The organism is Chryseobacterium sp. Mn2064 (assembly GCF_049319685.1).
Lineage (GTDB): Bacteria > Bacteroidota > Bacteroidia > Flavobacteriales > Weeksellaceae > Chryseobacterium.
Genome location: NZ_JBMOUE010000005.1, coordinates 219536 through 236779 on the forward strand (window position 1 = coordinate 219536; position 17244 = coordinate 236779).

Consider the following 17244-nt stretch of genomic DNA (forward strand, 5'->3'; position numbering starts at 1 on the left):
AGCTTTTTAATACATTTTAATAAAATTATTATCTTTGAATTCCATTAAAGTTAGAAATGAAAAAACTACTCTTAACTCTTACTGTAGCCGCAGTATTCCAAAATCTGTCAGCACAGGAAATCACTTTAGATAAAATATATTCAGGATATTACCGTGGAAAGGGCATCGCAGGAATCTCTTCTATGAAAAACGGAGAAAACTATCTTGTAATAGAACCCACAGGAATTGCAAAATATTCTTATAAAACCTCCCAAAAAGAAGGAAACCTTGTAGACGGAAGATTTGAAAGCTATATATTTTCCGATGACGAATCCAAAATTCTTTTACAAACGGGAAGCCAGCCTATTTACAGACATTCTTTCCTGGGTAAATTTGATGTAAAGGATTTAAAATCCGGAAAGACGATCAGCCTTAATGAAGGAAAAACAGTTCAGGAACCTTCTTTCTCCCCTGATGCTACCAAAGTAGCCTTCATTTCAGACAATAATTTATTCTACCAGGATCTTACCTCTGGAAAAATTACGCAGATTACCAATGACGGGAAAAAGAATTCCATCCTGAATGGCTTGGCAGATTGGGTATATGAAGAAGAATTTGGACATGCCAAACAGTATGAATGGACTAAGAATTCCGACGCTCTTGTATTTGTAAAATCAGATGAAAGCCAGGTTCCGGAAATCTACATTCCGATCTATGGAAAAAATCTTTATCCGGCAGAGATGCGTTACAAATATCCGAAAGCTGGTGAGAAAAACTCGATAGTTTCTGCACAGTTATATCGTCTTGATACAGGAAAAACAATACAGCTGAATCTGGGTTCTTTCAAGAATTATTACATTCCAAATGTATTTCAGACTGCAAAAGCGGACGAAATTGTCCTGATTACTTCTGAAAGAGTACAAAATGCTTCAGATATTTTAAAAGTAAACACCAAAACCGGTGCTGTTCAGAAATTATTCACAGAAACTGATGACAAGTGGATTGATACAGACAGTCCGACTTTAGAATTCCTTGAGGATGATTCTTTCCTTTGGGCTTCTGAAAGAGACGGAAACCGTCACCTTTACTGGTATGATAAAGATGGTAAACTGAAAAAACAGATCACAAAAGGAAATTGGGAAGTAACCGATTATTATGGTTTCAATCCAAAATCTAAAGAAATCTATGTTCAGACTACTGAAAAAGGAAGCATTAATAAGGTTGTTTCCAAAGTGAATATCGAAAACGGAAAATCTCAGCTAATCTCAAATGCGGAAGGAAACAATTCTGCTAACTTCAGCAAAAACTATAATTATTTCATTGAAACCTCTTCATCTGCCGTAAAACCGTATACTTATGTATTGAAAGACGGAAACGGAAAGACAGTTAAAGAACTTCAGAACAATAATGAGCAGCTACAAAAATTAAAGGCGGATAATTTTGCGGAAAAAGAATTCATTACCATTCCGAATGCGGTAGGTGATCAGATGAATGCATGGATCATGAAGCCCAAAAATTTTGATCCTAATAAAAAATATCCATTATTCATGTTCCAATATTCCGGGCCGGGATCTCAACAGGTTGCCAATTCATGGGATAACGGAAATGCCATGTGGTTCAACCACCTTGTACAGAAAGGATATATCGTTGCTTGCGTAGATGGTCGTGGTACCGGTTATAAAGGAGCGAAATACAAAAAAGTGACCTATATGAATTTAGGAAAATATGAGATTGAAGATCAGATCACTGCAGCAAAGTGGTTAGGAAACCAATCTTATATTGATAAAAGTAGAATCGGAATGTTCGGTTGGAGCTTCGGTGGTTATATGACCAGCCTTGCAATGACAAAAGGAGCAGATGTTTTCAAAGTGGGAATTGCTGTAGCACCAGTAACCAACTGGAGATATTATGATTCTGTATACACAGAAAGATTTATGAGAACTCCACAGGAAAATCCTGATGGATACGACAAAAATTCTCCTACAGAATATGCGAACTTGTTGAAAGGAAAGTTCTTATTAATCCACGGAACGGCTGATGACAATGTTCATTTCCAAAACTCTATGGAATTCTCTGAAGCTTTGATTCAAAACAAAAAACAGTTTGATTTCATGGCTTATCCGGACAAAAACCACGGAATTTATGGTGGACAAACAAGACCGCAGCTTTACCAGAAAATGACGGACTTCATTCTGAATAATTTATAATATTTACAATGAAAAAAATCATTTTATCCGCTTTCATACTTTTTTCACTTTCTGTTCAGTCTCAAATAAAAGCCATAACAGAAGACGGAAAAGAAGTGGTTCTTTTAGATGATAAAACCTGGAAATTTGTTAACGAAAGTGATGAAAAAACACTGGAAACAATTACCTCCAATGAACAATTATTTGAGAAAACAAAAGAATCCACATTTTTGGTAAGAAGTAAAAATATGGATTGCGGTTTCTATTACAATCCGAAAAACTGGAAAATTGTAAAGGCTCCTATCAGTACAACCTTTGTAGAATATGCATTCACTAACAATTCTAATTCAAATGTATATGCAATATTTGGTAGTGAAATAATGCCGGTTCAAAGCCTGAAGAATTTGAAGGATATTCTGCTTCCCATGATCCAAAGAAATTCTGATTATTTTAAATTAAAAAAATCAGAATACAGGACAATTAATGGTATTAAAGTTCTTCATATAGAATACAGCGCCAATACAAAAGGTATTGACTTTGAATATATGAGCAATCTTTACCTTACTAACGGAGGGTATTGTAGTATATCCTGCTATACGTATGCCAATCAATTTGAAGCCCTGAAGAGCGAAATGGAAAATTTTATCAATGGTATTGTAAAAACCGAAAAAGGAGGAACTTCAACTGTTGAAGTTTTTACAAATCCTCCCCCGCCAATGGCTCCTAAGAAATCAAAATAATAAAAAATACCTTTCAATATTTGAAAGGTATTTTTTATTTCCAATAGCCTATTTTAAGGATACCTGACCGCTTTATCAATTTCTATAGGATTATTTAAGGCTTTTAATTTTTTTCTTTCGTTAGCTTCCGCAGGTTTCAGTTCTTCTTTGGTAAGAATAGTCCCATCATCAAGCTGCAACTTTTTTCCTTCGGGTAAGTTGAGTCTTCCATTCATGATATATTTGAAAGGATTATCATACAATTCTAATCTCAATTTATTCAATTTGGTATAGTCTACAGAAATTGCTCTGGAGATAGAATTTTCTAATGAAACCCTTTTATATTCCTCAGTAATTTTCTCACTTTTGATCACTTTAAAATAATAATCTTTTTTTGTATCATAAAGCTCCATGATCAATCCAGGCAATCCATTAAATTTATAGGGTCCATAAGGAATCGGGATGTCTTTGGAAAACCATGCTACCCAGCTTCTTCCTCCAAACTCTGTTACAGCTTTTTGAACCGAATAACCTCCCAATACTTTGGTACTGTCTGAAATTTTCCAGTTCTGCTCTGCTTTTTCGTTAATTTTATAAAAATTCACATCTCCAATATATTCATAGCTCTGATAATCATTACTATTCTTTTTTTTAATCAGAAATGAGGTCAGTTTATAACCTTTATATCCGTACTGATTTTGAGTTGAAAATATTGAATCATTCACATAATAAAGTCTATTGTAATAGGCGATATCATTAGATGTGATATCAAGATTAAAATTTTCTTTTATTGTATTTCCAGAGGTAGAATCCTTTTTAGAAACTACTTCATATACAAATCTGTTACTTTGTGAAAAACAAATAAATGTTCCTAGTAATAAAAATAATAGCTTTTTCATAATTCAATTCTGTTAATTTAAAAAACTTATGGTACTAGTCAAAATGATTTCCTATTTATTTCATTAATCAATTACCGCGGTATTATTTATTTTATCAATTGAAATTAAAAACTTATTTTTGGGAAATTTGAAAATTGAATATATGAAGACTAAACATCCTAAAGGGCTACCTTTTCTCTTTTTTACAGAAATGTGGGAGCGTTTCGGGTACTACCTGATTCTCGGAATCTTTGTTCTATATGTTATTGAGCCTACGGGTATGAAAGGCGGACTTGGACTTCCTGATAAAACTGCTGATGATATTTTCGGAACCTACATAGCATTAACCTATCTAACTCCTTTCATTGGCGGATTTTTAGCAGACAGAGTTTTAGGATATATCAGATCTATTTATATCGGAGGTTTTCTGATGGCTGCAGGATACATAGGAATGGGTGTTTTCAAAGACTTGCCTTTATTCTATGCTTCCCTGGCATTAATTATTATCGGAAACGGTTTCTTCAAGCCAACTATATCAACATTGCTGGGAAACCTTTATTCTGAAGAACCTTATAAAGCCAATAAGGATTCCGGATATAATATTTTTTATATGGGAATCAATATCGGAGCATTTATCTGCAACATTATCGCAGCCTTTATGCGTAATAAATTCGGTTGGGGTGAAGCCTTCATCACTGCCGGTGTCGGGATGCTGATCGGGATGGTTATCTTTACTATCGGAAGAAAACATTACATCCATGCAGCACAAATGAAACCTGTACAGGAAGGCGATACCAAACTTTCTGAGATTATGCTTAAAGTATTCCTTCCAGCGATAGGTGCTGGTGCCATTGGTTGGTTTATGGGTGATATTTTTGGAAGCAGTCTTTTTGGAAGTGCAAGTACAGACGCCTTTATCTTCGCCTGTATTCCTGTTATTTATTTCTATGCCTCACTTTACTTTAAAGCAAAACCGGAAGAGAAAGCTTCCATCGGAGCATTACTTTCTGTGTTTTTAATCAGTATGTTTTTCTGGGCGGTATTTAAACAGAATGGAACTGCATTGACAAGATGGGCCAATTACTACACAGACCGAAGTGTTCCTGCTTCTTTAGAGAAACCTTTAGAAGGAATCTATATGGTAGACGGAAAGAGCTATGAGGATAAAGAAGTTCCTGTTTACGACAACCAGTTCAGATCTCAAAAGGATGCCAAAGGAGACACTCAAAAAGAAACCGGTAAAGACGTTTATTTTAAAAATATTTCTCCTGAACAACGTGCTGCTTTAGAAAAGAATCCAGAAAATAAAGTTTACCTATATAATACTGAACTGTTCCAGTCTATTAATCCATTCTGGGTAATTGCTTTAACGCCTGTTGTCGTAGGATTCTGGGCTTTATTAAGAAGAAAAGGGAAAGAGCCTTTAACTCCTACAAAAATTGTATTGGGATTATTCATTTCAGGTTTATCATGTCTGGTGATGGTTTTGGCTGTGATGGCCGGAGACAACGGAGCGGTAAAAGTTTCTCCTTTATGGCTAGTAGCCAGTTATGGAGTTATTACTGTTGGTGAACTCTGTTTATCTCCCATGGGACTTTCTTTCGTTTCCAAGCTTTCTCCTGCAAGAATTACGGCATTGATGATGGGAGGTTTCTTCCTTGCCAACTCTGTAGGAAACAAACTTTCCGGGATCCTGGCAAGTACATGGTATAGCTATGAAAACAAAACCAACTACTTCTTAGTGAACTTTGCTTTGTTAATATTTGCGACACTTTTGGGCCTTTCTATGTTGAAAAGACTGAACAAAATCATGAAAGAAAAAGGGCATTAAGCCTTGATATTATAACGATTAGCAAGCTGTGGAACTACTCCACAGCTTTTTTATTTAAAAATAAAATTAAAACCTTGCCAAAAACCTAAAATAAACTATATTTGTCAGTCTTAACAAAAATTAACAATAGAATGGATAATATTGAAGCATTAAGTCCGAAGCCGGATGAATTTGTAGAGAATAAGGGTTCCAGACATCCAAAGGGATTATGGGTTCTATTCGGAACTGAAATGTGGGAACGTTTCAACTTTTATGGGATGAGAGCATTGCTTACCTTATTTATGGTAAACTCGCTCTTGATGAAGGAGGCAGATGCGTCAATTATTTATGGAGGTTTCCTTGCTCTTTGTTATCTTACTCCGATGTTAGGAGGTTTTATTGCTGACAGATTCTTAGGAAACAGATATTGTATCCTTGTTGGAGGTACTTTAATGGCTATTGGTCAGTTCTTACTTTTCATCAGTGCCAGTACTTTTGGTGCCAGCTTAGGAAGTGCAACCATGATTATGTGGGTGGCATTAGGAGTGATCATTTTCGGTAATGGTTTCTTCAAACCCAACATTTCTTCAATGGTGGGAAGTCTTTATCCAAAACAGGAAAAATCAAAATTAGACTCTGCATTTACGATTTTCTATATGGGGATCAACCTTGGAGCATTCTTAGGACAGCTGATCTGCCCAATCATCGGAGATGTAAAATCTGTTGATGGGATCAGAGATATCCATGCATTCAAATGGGGATTCTTAGCAGCTTCTATTGCTATGATGGTAGGAACACTTACGTTCTTATTCCTTAAAAATAAATATGTAGTAACACCTAGCGGAAGACCTATTGGAGGGCTTCCAAAGAACAATACCGCTGAAGATTTTGAAGAAGGTGAAGCACAATCTGCTAAATTCTCAGGGGCATCAGTAGGGATTTCTGTTGTTATCTTCGCAGTATTAGGAGCCCTTTTCCACTTTGCTGCAGGACAGAACATCATCTACTCTCTGGTATACGCAAGTGGTATTGCATTAGCATTCCTAATCATGTCCGATACTTCTCTTACTAAAATTGAAAGAGACAGAATTTGGGTCATTTATATCGTTTCATTCTTCGTAATTTTCTTCTGGGCTGCATTTGAGCAGGCAGGTTCATCATTAACGTTCATTGCAGATAACCAGACAGACAGACATTTCTTCGGATGGAATATGCCTCCATCCATGGTACAGATCTTCAACGGAATCTTCGTAGTTGCATTAGCAGTACCATTCAGTATCCTTTGGGATAAATTGAGAAGCAGAGGAAAAGAGCCTGTATCTCCATTCAAACAAGCGATGGGATTAGCTTTAATTGCTCTTTCTTATTTCATTATTGCACACAACGTAAAAGATCTTGGCAGCCATGGGCTTTTAGCTGTTAAATGGTTAATTTTACTATATTTCATCCAAACTTGTGGTGAGCTTTGTCTTTCTCCAATCGGACTTTCTCTGGTAGGTAAACTAGCTCCAAAAAGATTTGCTTCATTATTATATGGAGTATTCTTTATCGCAAACGCTGCTGGTTATGCATTAGCAGGAACGTTGGGATCTATCTTACCGGCAACCGGTGATAAATTTGAAGCAGCACAAAAAATAGGTGTAAGTCTTCAGGATGTTTTAGATAAAAAAGTAACGCTGACAGCAGATCAGGTTGCGGCTTTTGAAAAAGCTCAGCTACCGTTACACAATCCTACTTTTGCAGGATTTGAAATCCATAACCTATTCGAATTCTTCATGGTATTCGTTGTACTTTGTGGAATTGCTTCTGTAATTTTAGCTTTAATCTCTCCAATCTTAAAGAAGATGATGCACGGTGTAAACTAATTGTATCAACAAAATATAATAAAACCTCTGCCAAGTCAGAGGTTTTTTTTATTTTCGTACGATGGAAATCTCTGAAGATTCTTTGTTCCAGTCCATAAAGGAAATCATTAGGCAGTCGCACGAAAAAGTTTTTCGAATGGCGAATTCTACCGATCAACTATCTCCCAAAAGAAGAAGAATTAAAACAAATCATTGATCAGGACAGAATGCGTTTTGAACTGGATCAGGAAAATAAAACCCCTTAATTAAAATTTAATCATATATCATTATGAGCTTAACTTTAGATGAAATACAAGATTTCAAAGGAAAATACCCGAGGCAGATCTGGAGCCTTTTTTTCTCTGAAATGTGGGAACGTTTCTGTTTCTACGGAATGCGTGGAATGCTGGTTTTCTTTATGATCTCACAGCTTAATTTCCATGAAAAAGAAGCTAACCTTCAGTACGGAGCTACTCAAGCTTTTGTATATGCATTCACCTTTATAGGTGGCCTTTTTGCTGACAAAATCTTAGGATTCAGAAAATCTCTTTTTTGGGGAGGTCTTCTAATGATCGTAGGAAGTTTAATTCTTGCGACAGACCCTCACAAGTTCTTTTTTTTAGGAATAGCTTTCACTGTAGTGGGTACAGGTTTCTTCAAACCTAATATTTCGTCAATGGTAGGTCAGCTTTACAAACCTAATGATTCCAGAGCTGATGCTGGGTTTTCACTTTTCTACGCGGGAATTAACCTGGGAGCTTTATTAGGTGGTTACCTTTGTATTGCAATTGGTAAGGGTGAATTTTTGGGCAACATCATTGCAGAAGAAATGAGATGGCATATTGCCTTTGGACTTGCAGCGATTGTAATGGTAGTAAGTTTAATCAATTTTGTATTTACCCAAAGAACTCTCGGAACTATTGGTTTGCAGCCGGGGCATCCTTTAGCAGAAGTAAAAACAGCTCCCATTCCAAAATGGAAAGAATACGGAGTATATGTTTTGTCATTGGTGTTCGTCCCAATCATTATGACGATGGTTGCGAAGACAGAATATACAGATTATTTTATGTGGACCATCGGGCCATTGACCTTAATCTATTTATTCTATGAAATGTCTAAAGTAACAGCTTCAGAACGTAAAAAACTTTGGGCGGCTTTAGTTTTCATTATATTTTCAATCATATTCTGGGGAATCTACGAACAAAGCGGAGGCTCTTTGAGTATTTTTGCAGCTAAGAATCTCAACAAAGATCTTTTGGGGTTAGACCCGAATGGTGTGAATAACTCAGGAGGAGCTTTCTTCATTATTTTCCTTGCTCCATTGATTGGACTTCTTTGGATCTGGTTGAATAAAAGAAAAATTGAACCCAATACAATTATCAAGTTCGGATTAGGATTTATTTTCCTAGGACTGGGATATTATGTTTTATTTGCTACCCGTTTGTTTGCAGATCTTCAGGGAATTACTTCACTGAACTTTTTCACTCTTGCACTCTTGATCATTACTCTAGGTGAGCTATGCCTCTCTCCTATCGGATTATCAATCATGACTAAGCTTTCTACTAAAAACCTTCAGGGAATGATGATGGGGATGTGGTTCCTTGCTTCAGCCTACGGACAATATGTTGCCGGAATTATTGGAGCCAGTCTTGCCACCTCAAAAGAAGGTTCTACCAACTATGATGCTTTGATCACTTACACCGATGGATATAAACAATTAGGTTTATATGCGGTAATTGCCGGAGTTGTATTAATTTTGATATCTCCTTTCGTGAAAAAATTAATGCAGGATGTAAAATAGAAATAAGTAATAATAATGCTTATTTTTACATAAATATCACAATATGAAAAAAATTTTAAGCATAGTATTCTTATTATCCCTATTCAATTTCAGTTTTGCTCAGGTAAAATGGATGACTATTGAAGAAGCTTTAAAAGCGCAGAAAGAAAATCCAAAAAAGATTCTTATCGATTTTTATGCTGATTGGTGTGGACCCTGTAAGATCATGGAGAAAAAAACCTACGGACATGCTGTAATAGCACAGATTTTAAATGAGAATTACTATCCTGTAAAATTTAATGCTGAAGAAAAAAAAGATATTGAAATTTTTGGAAGAACATTTTCCAATCCTAATACAGAACATAAAAAAGGAAGAAACTCATTACATGAATTCACTCAATACATGAATGTAGGTGCAGTACCCAGTACTGTTTTTCTGGATGAAAATGGAGGTCCAATCACCATTTTACAAGGGGAACTTTCCGCAAAAGAACTGGAACCTTATCTGGAACTGATCTCAAAAGATTTGTTTAAAAAGATTAAGTCCAGAGAGCAATGGGAAGATTATCAGAAAAAATTCAAATCTAAAATTAAAGAGTAATTAAATTTCAAAATCCCGGTTTCCGGATAGAATTCTGAAATTTTACCATACAGACTTCCAATTTTTTTGGAAGTCTTTTTTATTTTACCGAAATTCGAACCTTTGTTTTTTCATTCAAAACCCGGATTTGCAAAACTCGGGAGATTACACCAAAAATGACTTTAGAAACCTCCATAGAATACGTAAAAGGAATAGGCCCGGAAAGAGCCAAACTCATTAAAAGTGTGTTGGGTTTATCCACTGTAGAAGATATGCTGAACTTCTACCCTCTCCGCTATCTGGATAAGAGTAAAATTTATACTGTTTCTCAGCTTAAAGAAGAAAGTAACCAAGAAATACAGCTAAAAGGGAGAATTACCCAGGTACAGGAAATCCAGACTGGAAAAACCAAGAGATTATCAGCCAAATTCCATGACGAAACCGGAAGCATGGAGCTTGTATGGTTTCAATATTCTAAATGGCTGAAAGAGCAGCTTCCTATCAATAAAGACGTTTATATTTTTGGTAAAATCAATGTTTTCAACCAGAAGTTTTCGATGCCTCATCCTGAAATTGAAGCAGAGGAAAAAAAAGAAGGGGATACCCGCCTGAAACCTATCTATCCAAGTTCTGAAAAGCTTACTAAAAGAGGTCTTGGGCAACGGTTTTTTCAAAATGCATTACGAAATATCTGCAAGGAGATTCCTAATCTTATAGAAGAAAATTTTCCAGAGTATCTGATGAAGACATTCAAGTTTATGTCCAGACAACATGCCTTCCTGAATGTACACTTTCCAAAAGATACGGAACATTTTGATAAAGCTGATTTCCGTTTAAAATTTGAAGAATCTTTCTTTTTTCAATTGGGATTTGGCTTAAAAAAACTTCATCATAAAACGCAGTCTTACGGCAATCCTTTTCCTATTATCGGGGATCATTTCAATGATTTTTATGAAAATCACCTTCCCTTTGATCTTACCAATGCTCAGAAAAGAGTTTTAAAGGAAATCCGGATGGATATGAAAAGGCCAATCCAGATGAACAGACTTCTGCAGGGAGATGTAGGTTCCGGAAAAACAATGGTTGCCTTGCTTACCATGCTTATTGCAATGGACAACGATTTCCAAAGCTGCCTGATGGCTCCTACAGAAATTCTTGCTCAGCAACATTATAATGGAATTAAAGAGTTGCTGGAAAAAACAGGAATCAATATCCGTCTGCTGACAGGTTCTACAAAAGCTGCAGAAAGAAGGATCATTCACGAAGAACTCGAAAACGGTACCTTATCATTTTTGGTAGGAACGCATGCCGTACTGGAAGATAAAGTAAAGTTTAAAAACCTTGGTCTGGCCATTATTGATGAGCAACATCGTTTTGGGGTAGCACAACGGGCCAAACTTTGGGCTAAGAATAAAATACCTCCTCATATTCTTGTTATGACGGCAACTCCTATCCCAAGAACACTGGCGATGAGTTTTTATTCAGATCTTGATGTTTCTGTGATCGATGAAATGCCTGTAGGAAGAAAACCTATCATTACTGCTCACAGACGTGAAAAAGACAGAGTAGATGTTTACAATTTCTGTCGGGACGAAATAAAAAAAGGAAGGCAGATTTATTTCGTATACCCTCTTATTGAAGAGTCCGAAACATTAGATTACAAAAATCTTGTGGAAGGCCTGGAACACGTGATGGATTATTTTTCAGATTATAACGTAACAATGCTCCACGGAAAAATGAAGCCGGATGAAAAAGATGCTGCAATGGCCTATTTCGCTTCAGGAAAAGCAGAAATTATGGTTGCCACAACGGTGATTGAAGTGGGGGTAAATGTTCCCAATGCTTCTGTAATGGTGATTGAAAGTTCTGAAAGATTTGGTCTTTCACAGCTTCACCAGCTTAGAGGACGTGTTGGAAGAGGGGCTGAACAAAGCTACTGTATCCTGATGACTTCAGACAAGCTATCCAAAGAAAGCAGAACCCGTATCAAAACAATGACGGAAACCAATGACGGTTTTAAAATTTCTGAAGTTGATATGCAGCTCCGTGGTCCCGGTGATATTCTGGGAACGCAGCAAAGTGGTGTTGTAGATTTCAAAAGGTTGGATCTCGTAAACGATTCGGCGATCATTAAAACGACCAAAAATACCGTTGAAAAAATTCTGGAAGCCGATCCTATGTTATCAAGACCGGATAATATGATCATCAAAAATTACTATATACGATACTATAAAGGAAAAAATAAGTGGAGTAAAATTTCATAAAAAAACCGCAGAAAAAAAAATTTCCTGCGGCCCCCTTATAAAACTGTTATTTAGAAGAAATTACTTTTGGTCTGTTTAAAAAATTTATTTTAATAGTTCAGGCTTAATATTTTGTGATGTGGTGTGAAAATATTTATCTATTATTTGAATAAGCTAAACCCTAACTATTAAAATAAATTATAAAAAACAAAATGAATTATTTTTCCAACTTGCTTATTATAAAAACTAACTGTGGTCAGGTGGAGATGAGGGAATGAAACGAATAAAAATACCTCCAACTGCTTTGAGTTTTCATGATTGTACCGTTTTGTTTAAAGATCTTCTATGCTTTATAATTGGAAATAGTATAATTCATTTTGTTAACTAACATCGTGATTTATATAATATTTTATTTTCTAGAAATAATACCTTTCATTCATCTGTATCTTTTCTATATAGTCAAATTTGTGTCACTGATTTTACTTTTACAAATGTCAGAATATTAATTGAAACCTATTTTATATTATTTTAATTATTAGTTATAAAATTTTCACCCATTTGTGAATAGTATGTTACAAATAGAACTTTTCTTTTGTTCCTTACAAACAAAAGAAGTCTTTATTCATCATACTTTCAGGATAAAATTCTCTTTATTCAATCCTGAGGTATAATACTGCCAGTTTATTGTAATAATTTCCGAAAGCACTTTTTTTAAGGTCTCAAAAGACTCAGGTTTTCTCATGTAGATATTGGCACCTCTCACAAAAATATCTTCAATCTCACTTTCAGGAATAGGGTCGGAAAAAATGGCCGTTACCATCTTGCTGAATTTTAAATTGGACTGTATTTCGTCCAGGCACTCCATGCTATCTTTCCCAGGAATGGTATATCGAATAAAAACAAGTTCTGGAACTACTGCATCATCATTATTCAGATATTCCATAAGACCTTTTCCGTTACTGAAACATTGAACTTTGATAGAGATTTTAAGCTCTTTTAGTATATTTTTAAAAAAAATCAAGGTGTTCTCATCGTTATCTGCTACTATTACGTTCAAAAATTCTTTATTCATACTGCATTTTAGGGTTTATAGCCGTGCTTTGGGCTTTTCGTCTTCTTCCTATGATTTTTTGGAACTGAGAGGGAGTAATACCTGTTGTATTTTTAAATTGTGTACTCAGATGGGCTACACTGGAATAGTTTAGTTTATGGGCAATTTCAGTAAGGCTCTGCTTGTTTCTTATAATTAATGCTTTCGCATGTTCTATTTTCTGAAGAATGATAAAATTCTCAATAGAGGTATAAGCAACTTCTGAAAACAGATTGGAAAGGTATCCATAGCTGTGATTCAGTTTTTCAGAAATATAAATAGACGCTTTCACAGGAATAATCTCATCGGAAAAGACGAGCTCTACAATGGCATCTTTTATTTTCTGTACCAAAGCGGTTTTTTGGCTTTCTATGATTTCGATCCCATAATCTTCAAGATTTTTCTTGAAAAGTTTATGTTGTTCCTGGGTAAAAGGTTCATAGAATTCCACTTCGCCAAAATTGAGCAACCGGTACTTTAACCCGTGCTCTTTAAGCTTTTCGTCCAATACTTTTTTACAAAGAGCATTGAAATCAAATTTAACATACATTTTCATCCTAGTATAAATAAGCCAAATTATTTAGTAAATATAATGATTTATTTCATTTAAAAGTGAAATAGGATTATTTTTTTTAACATTTCTTTAATACAAAAAAACTCCTGTATTGAAGAATACAGGAATTTAAACACTAAGGATGAAAAAAATATACTGATAAAAAGCTGAATCAGCTCAAAACCAAGCATATGAATGTATTATTATAAGTGATTTGGTTCTGAAGCAAAGATGGATCAAAAAAAGAAATCACTTGTTATAGAATTACAGGATAAAGTTACAAAATTTTAAGTCAATTATATGTGAATTAGAAATTCCATTAGGTAATCATCCATCACATAACCTCCTCCAATATCAAAGACTCCTTCGTCATAAACCTTGTAACCTTGGGACTCGTAGAAGTTTCTGGCTGCATTATATTTATTCACATTCAGAATAATTCTTCTGTTTCCATTTTCAGAGACGAAAGTATCCAAAAACTGAAGAGCACTTTTTCCAAATCCTTTTCCTTTGCTTTCCGGTACAAGATAGATACGATGCAGCTTGGTCGTTTTTTCTTCATAATTAAGTTCAAAACCCATAAACCCTTCGTAAGAATTATTATTTTCATCCTGAACTAAGTAATAATGATAATCCGGATTTTGAAAATGAGTCATAATTTCTTTTTCAGAATACATTTCTGAAAGCATATACTCCATCTGTTCTACAGAAAGTATTTCTGCGTATGCTTTTTCCCAGGATCTTCTTGCCAGATTCTGAATTAAAGGAATATCCTTTTCTGTCGCTTTTACTAATTTCATTTTTGTATGTGATTATGATTAAAAAAAGTGAAAAGCCTAAGCTTTTCACTCTCAATATTTTAAATAAATGTCAATGTATTTGACCTTCTATTATTAGATGTTAACCATTTCAGCCTTAATTTTAGCATACAGACCTTCTGAAGCTTTTACTAAAGGAAGTCTCAAATAGTTTTTAACAATCCCTTTTTCAGCCAAAATGACTTTGATCCCACAAGGGTTACCTTCTGCAAAAATCAGACGGGTAATTTCAACCAGTTTGTTGTGGATCTCATAAGCTTCTTTCACTTTCCCTTCAAAAGCAAGCTGTACCATGGTAGAGAATTCTTTTGGGTAAGCCTGTCCTATTACGGAAATTACTCCGTTTCCACCTGCTAATGTTACTGGAAGTGTATACTCATCATCTCCAGAAACTAAAGAAAATCCTTCCGGTTTTTTTCTAAGAATATCAAAGTACTGTAAAATACTTGGCGCTGCTTCTTTAATCATGAAAAGGTTCGGAAATTCTTTAGCAAGACGAATGGTTGTATCTGCCTCAATATTCTGACCCGTTCTTGAAGGAACATTATAAATAATAATATTCTTACCTGTAGAAGCTAATGCTTTATAATGTTGGTAAAGCCCTTCCTGGTTAGGTTTGTTGTAATATGGAGAAACGGAAAGTACTGCTTCAAACGCCGAAAGATCTTCTTCTTCAATCTGTTTCTTTACTTCAAGAGTATTGTTGCCGCCAATTCCTAATACTAAAGGAAGACGTTTATTATTCACCTTAATGATATGCTCAATTACCTGTTTCTTCTCCTCAGCAGAAAGCGTAGCGGCTTCTGCCGTAGTTCCCAACACTACCAAATAATTGGTTCCGTTTTCAATATTATACTCCACCAGTTTTGTTAAACTTTCGAAGTCAACGGATAAATCTTCATTAAAGGGCGTTACCAATGCAACACCTACTCCTTTTAAAATGCTCATCTGTTCGAATTATTTTTGCCAAATTTAGTCATTTACAGTAAGAATTTGTAATAAATAATAATGTTTTATTATACATATAGTTATATTTGCATATACTAAAAGATATTATGAAAAATAAATTCTTGTTAATAGGAATTGCTCTGGCATCTCTTACAGCTTGCAAAACGGCTTCCACGCCGCAAATTGTGAATGTAAGGACCCAGAAAAATATCTCTATTAATAATGAGCTAAAGAATGATGAGGAGTTTGTAAAATTTATTGAACCTTATAAGCAGAAACTGGATAAAGAAATGAACCAGAAGATCTCTCACACCAGTGTAGATCTTACCAAGCAGGGTGATAACAGCAATCTGGGAAATCTTTTAGCCGATTACACCTTTGAAGGAGGAGACCAATGGATCAAGACTCATCTTAAACAAAACGTGGATGCAGCTCTTATCAACATAGGAGGAATTCGTACTACGATCGGAAAAGGCGATATTATGCTGAAAAATGTATTTGAGGTAATGCCTTTCGAAAATGAACTGATCATTGTGAAAATGAAAGGGACAGATCTACCGGCTCTTTTTGACTATTATGCGAAAAAAGAAGTTAATAACCCGGTTTCTCATTTATACATTGAAACAAAGAACGGACAACTATCAAAATCTTTAATTAACGGAAAAACAATAGATCCTAACAAAGACTATTATATTGCCACTTCAGACTATCTTGCTCTTGGAGGTGATGATATGAAATTCTTTTCCAAAGGAGAATCTATTCCTACAGGAGTAAAACTGAGAGATTTATATATTGAAATTTTCAAAAAAAATCCTGAAATAGTTCCCCCAACAGATGTTCGTTTAAATTTTATCGGTAAGAAGTAATGGATAGAAAAAGTTTTTTAAAAGCAATAGGTGGCGGAACTTTAGCAGCAGCTTTAGCTCCCAATATGATGATGGCGGAAGAGTTAAAAATCTTTAATTCAAAATCTGCAAACAAACTGACTATTCTTCATACCAATGATCAGCATAGCAGAATTGAGCCTTTTGATGCCAGCTACACAAAAAATCCTAATCAGGGAGGTTTTGCTAGAAGAGCAAGCTTAATACAACAAATCCGAACTCAGGAAAGCAATGTACTGCTTCTTGATTCAGGAGATATTTTCCAGGGAACTCCGTATTTTAATTTCTTCGGAGGGGAACTGGAGTTCAAACTAATGTCCATGATGAAGTATGATGCTTCTACTATGGGAAATCATGATTTTGATAACGGATTGGAAGGTTTTCTAAAGGTACTTCCCAATGCAAAATTTCCGTTCATCTGTTCCAATTATGATTTTAAAAACACCATTCTGGATGGGAATACTTCTCCTTATAAAATCTTCGAAAAGAATGGTATAAAAGTGGGAATTTTCGGTGTCGGAATTCAGTTGGATGGTCTTGTCGGTAAAAAGCAATATGCAGAAACCGTTTATTCCAATCCTATTGATGTAGCACAGCATTATTCAAACTTTTTGAAAAAAGATGAGAAATGTGATCTTGTAATTTGTCTTTCACACATAGGTTATGATTATAAAGATGAACCTACTAAAATAAGTGACAAAATTTTGGCTGCCAATACAGAGAATATTGATATTATCTTAGGCGGTCATACTCATACATTTCTTCCGGAACCTCAATCTTTCACCAACAGACAGGGCAAAAACGTTCTTGTGAACCAGGTGGGATGGGCAGGATTGCTTTTAGGAAGAATAGATTTTTATTTTGATATCAACAAAAACGTACAGCATATATCCTGGAACAATCAGGTAATAGACAGCGGCATAACAGCATAA

General features: G+C 35.1%; 14 protein-coding genes. 9 read left to right on the forward strand and 5 right to left on the reverse strand.

The window, feature by feature from the left end:
• The first annotated feature begins 56 nt into the window (after positions 1 to 56).
• Positions 57 to 2186 carry a S9 family peptidase gene (locus ACL9RH_RS18550; RefSeq protein ID WP_422694836.1) on the forward strand — a complete coding sequence of 710 codons (2130 nt, stop codon included), beginning with the start codon at positions 57 to 59 and terminating at the stop codon, positions 2184 to 2186.
• 8 nt (positions 2187 to 2194) lie between these two features.
• Positions 2195 to 2905, forward strand: a complete 711-nt coding sequence (locus ACL9RH_RS18555; protein ID WP_422694837.1) for a DUF3157 family protein — start codon at positions 2195 to 2197, stop codon at positions 2903 to 2905.
• Positions 2906 to 2958: 53 nt separating this feature from the next.
• On the opposite strand, the gene ACL9RH_RS18560 is transcribed toward ACL9RH_RS18555, so the two are convergent.
• The gene (locus tag ACL9RH_RS18560) at positions 2959 to 3783 is read right to left on the reverse strand and encodes a GLPGLI family protein (protein ID WP_422694838.1); all 825 of its coding nucleotides are present in this window, start codon (positions 3781 to 3783) and stop codon (positions 2959 to 2961) included.
• Positions 3784 to 3925: 142 nt separating this feature from the next.
• On the opposite strand from ACL9RH_RS18560, the gene ACL9RH_RS18565 reads away from it, so the two are divergent.
• The 5 genes from ACL9RH_RS18565 (at position 3926) to recG (ending at position 12040) form a co-directional block, all read left to right on the forward strand.
• Complete coding sequence (locus ACL9RH_RS18565; protein ID WP_422694839.1) at positions 3926 to 5593, forward strand: peptide MFS transporter; 1668 nt, start codon at positions 3926 to 3928, stop codon at positions 5591 to 5593.
• A gap of 131 nt (positions 5594 to 5724) precedes the next feature.
• Positions 5725 to 7437, forward strand: a complete 1713-nt coding sequence (locus ACL9RH_RS18570) for a peptide MFS transporter (protein ID WP_422694840.1) — start codon at positions 5725 to 5727, stop codon at positions 7435 to 7437.
• Between the two features lie 268 nt (positions 7438 to 7705).
• Positions 7706 to 9217, forward strand: coding sequence for a peptide MFS transporter (locus ACL9RH_RS18575; RefSeq protein ID WP_422694841.1), 1512 nt, complete (start codon positions 7706 to 7708; stop codon positions 9215 to 9217).
• A gap of 43 nt (positions 9218 to 9260) precedes the next feature.
• Positions 9261 to 9797, forward strand: coding sequence for a thioredoxin family protein (locus ACL9RH_RS18580; protein WP_422694842.1), 537 nt, complete (start codon positions 9261 to 9263; stop codon positions 9795 to 9797).
• 155 nt (positions 9798 to 9952) lie between these two features.
• Entirely contained in the window at positions 9953 to 12040 is a 2088-nt protein-coding gene (gene recG / locus ACL9RH_RS18585; protein WP_422694843.1) for an ATP-dependent DNA helicase RecG, read from the forward strand.
• Positions 12041 to 12644: 604 nt separating this feature from the next.
• On the opposite strand, the gene ACL9RH_RS18590 is transcribed toward recG, so the two are convergent.
• The 4 genes from ACL9RH_RS18590 to dapA all read right to left on the reverse strand — a co-directional run bounded on the left by ACL9RH_RS18590 (position 12645) and on the right by dapA (position 15428).
• Positions 12645 to 13091: a response regulator gene (locus ACL9RH_RS18590; RefSeq protein ID WP_422694844.1), complete on the reverse strand. Its 447-nt coding sequence runs from the start codon at positions 13089 to 13091 to the stop codon at positions 12645 to 12647.
• Positions 13084 to 13665, reverse strand: a complete 582-nt coding sequence (locus tag ACL9RH_RS18595) for a helix-turn-helix domain-containing protein (protein ID WP_422694845.1) — start codon at positions 13663 to 13665, stop codon at positions 13084 to 13086. The genes ACL9RH_RS18590 and ACL9RH_RS18595 overlap by 8 nt, the downstream gene beginning before the upstream one ends.
• 293 nt (positions 13666 to 13958) lie before the next feature.
• Positions 13959 to 14462, reverse strand: a complete 504-nt coding sequence (locus ACL9RH_RS18600) for a GNAT family N-acetyltransferase (RefSeq protein ID WP_422694846.1) — start codon at positions 14460 to 14462, stop codon at positions 13959 to 13961.
• A gap of 93 nt (positions 14463 to 14555) precedes the next feature.
• Positions 14556 to 15428, reverse strand: coding sequence for a 4-hydroxy-tetrahydrodipicolinate synthase (gene dapA / locus ACL9RH_RS18605; RefSeq protein WP_422694847.1), 873 nt, complete (start codon positions 15426 to 15428; stop codon positions 14556 to 14558).
• A 107-nt stretch (positions 15429 to 15535) separates the two neighbouring features.
• Here dapA and ACL9RH_RS18610 point away from each other — a divergent pair, with 107 nt between their 5' ends.
• Together ACL9RH_RS18610 and ACL9RH_RS18615 are read left to right on the forward strand one after the other, a co-directional pair.
• Entirely contained in the window at positions 15536 to 16294 is a 759-nt protein-coding gene (locus ACL9RH_RS18610; RefSeq protein ID WP_422694848.1) for a 5'-nucleotidase C-terminal domain-containing protein, read from the forward strand.
• Positions 16294 to 17244, forward strand: coding sequence for a bifunctional metallophosphatase/5'-nucleotidase (locus ACL9RH_RS18615; RefSeq protein WP_422694849.1), 951 nt, complete (start codon positions 16294 to 16296; stop codon positions 17242 to 17244). Before ACL9RH_RS18610 ends, ACL9RH_RS18615 begins: the two co-directional genes overlap by 1 nt.

What these genes read in the sequence shown, in the direction of transcription:
- recG (WP_422694843.1), top strand. Translation starts at nt 9,953, where the DNA reads ATGACTTTAGAAACCTCCATAGAATACGTAAAAGGAATAGGCCCGGAA.
- ACL9RH_RS18595 (WP_422694845.1), bottom strand. Translation starts at nt 13,665, where the DNA reads ATGAAAATGTATGTTAAATTTGATTTCAATGCTCTTTGTAAAAAAGTA.
- ACL9RH_RS18615 (WP_422694849.1), top strand. Translation starts at nt 16,294, where the DNA reads ATGGATAGAAAAAGTTTTTTAAAAGCAATAGGTGGCGGAACTTTAGCA.
- ACL9RH_RS18550 (WP_422694836.1), top strand. Translation starts at nt 57, where the DNA reads ATGAAAAAACTACTCTTAACTCTTACTGTAGCCGCAGTATTCCAAAAT.
- ACL9RH_RS18590 (WP_422694844.1), bottom strand. Translation starts at nt 13,091, where the DNA reads ATGAATAAAGAATTTTTGAACGTAATAGTAGCAGATAACGATGAGAAC.
- dapA (WP_422694847.1), bottom strand. Translation starts at nt 15,428, where the DNA reads ATGAGCATTTTAAAAGGAGTAGGTGTTGCATTGGTAACGCCCTTTAAT.
- ACL9RH_RS18580 (WP_422694842.1), top strand. Translation starts at nt 9,261, where the DNA reads ATGAAAAAAATTTTAAGCATAGTATTCTTATTATCCCTATTCAATTTC.
- ACL9RH_RS18570 (WP_422694840.1), top strand. Translation starts at nt 5,725, where the DNA reads ATGGATAATATTGAAGCATTAAGTCCGAAGCCGGATGAATTTGTAGAG.
- ACL9RH_RS18600 (WP_422694846.1), bottom strand. Translation starts at nt 14,462, where the DNA reads ATGAAATTAGTAAAAGCGACAGAAAAGGATATTCCTTTAATTCAGAAT.
- ACL9RH_RS18565 (WP_422694839.1), top strand. Translation starts at nt 3,926, where the DNA reads ATGAAGACTAAACATCCTAAAGGGCTACCTTTTCTCTTTTTTACAGAA.
- ACL9RH_RS18560 (WP_422694838.1), bottom strand. Translation starts at nt 3,783, where the DNA reads ATGAAAAAGCTATTATTTTTATTACTAGGAACATTTATTTGTTTTTCA.
- ACL9RH_RS18610 (WP_422694848.1), top strand. Translation starts at nt 15,536, where the DNA reads ATGAAAAATAAATTCTTGTTAATAGGAATTGCTCTGGCATCTCTTACA.
- ACL9RH_RS18555 (WP_422694837.1), top strand. Translation starts at nt 2,195, where the DNA reads ATGAAAAAAATCATTTTATCCGCTTTCATACTTTTTTCACTTTCTGTT.
- ACL9RH_RS18575 (WP_422694841.1), top strand. Translation starts at nt 7,706, where the DNA reads ATGAGCTTAACTTTAGATGAAATACAAGATTTCAAAGGAAAATACCCG.